This is a genomic window from Pseudoalteromonas sp. JC28, from assembly GCF_013319255.1.
GTDB lineage: Bacteria > Pseudomonadota > Gammaproteobacteria > Enterobacterales > Alteromonadaceae > Pseudoalteromonas.
The window spans coordinates 1-1,057 of sequence record NZ_QOKX01000029.1; the positions used below are offsets into that span (position 1 = coordinate 1).

A 1,057-nucleotide genomic window follows, 5' to 3' on the forward strand; every position below is an offset into this window, starting at 1 on the left:
TGACGTCATTACACTCAGCGCCGAACAATGGCAGTGGTTATTGTCTGGCTTATCGGTCATTGCCCACAAGCCGCTCAGCTATGGTTATAACGTATGATCATAACAGGGGTTTTTAGATCACGAATTAATCTAAGCTATTAATTTAAAAACAGTTACTCTGTTGATACAGTAGACTGCATGAAAGAAATGAATAAACTGCCTGATGATCCTCAGCAGTTGAAGCAGATCATTGCTTAGCTTCAGGCGCGTAATAACTACCTCGAAGAACAATTCAGACTGGCCCAGCAAAAACGCTTCGGGGCCAGCAGTGAGTCGCACCCTGCACAAGCTGACTTGTTCAATGAAGCCGAAACGCTGGTTGAAGAAGCACCTGAGCAAGACGTGGAAACCATCGAATATCAGCGCAAAAAGCCGACACGTCAGCCACTGCCAAAAGATCTGCCCCGCGAACGTGTTGTGCATGACATCGACAACAAACAGTGTGACTGCTGTGGCGGTGAGCTGCACAAAATGGGCGAGGATGTGAGCGAAAAGCTGGAATTTATCCCGGCCCAGGTCAAAGTCATCGAACATGTCAGACCAAAATACAGCTGCCGGCACTGTGAAAAAACACAAACCCGGGTTGAGATAAAACAAGCCCCAGTCCCACCGAGCCCGGTTCCTAAAGGCATAGCAACGGCCAGTTTGCTCAGCCAGATCATCACCAGTAAATATCAGTATGGCTTACCGCTGTATCGACAGGAAAGCCTGTTCAAACAATATGGTATCGCGCTGAGCAGGCAAACCATGGCGGACTGGGTGATCCGCAGTGCCAGTTTATTTAAACCGCTCTACGACAGACTGCACGAAGTGTTGCTACAGCAACCGGTGGTGCACGGCGATGAAACTACGGTTAAGGTGGTGAAAGAAGACAAACAGACCAGTTACATGTGGCTGTATTGCAGCGGCACGGACTCGCCTATGGTAGAGGAGAGCATCCCCAATATTGCCCTGTTCGACTATCAGAATAGTCGTGCGAGTCGCTGTCCTGTGGCATTTTTACAGGGCTACAACGGCT

Annotated in this window: 1 pseudogene; it reads left to right on the forward strand. The window is 49.1% G+C overall.

Annotation, left to right across the window (positions count from 1 at the left end):
* Window positions 1-177: 177 nt before the first annotated feature.
* Window positions 178-1,057, forward strand: a pseudogene (locus tag DS891_RS24265) (IS66 family transposase); the annotation flags it as partial.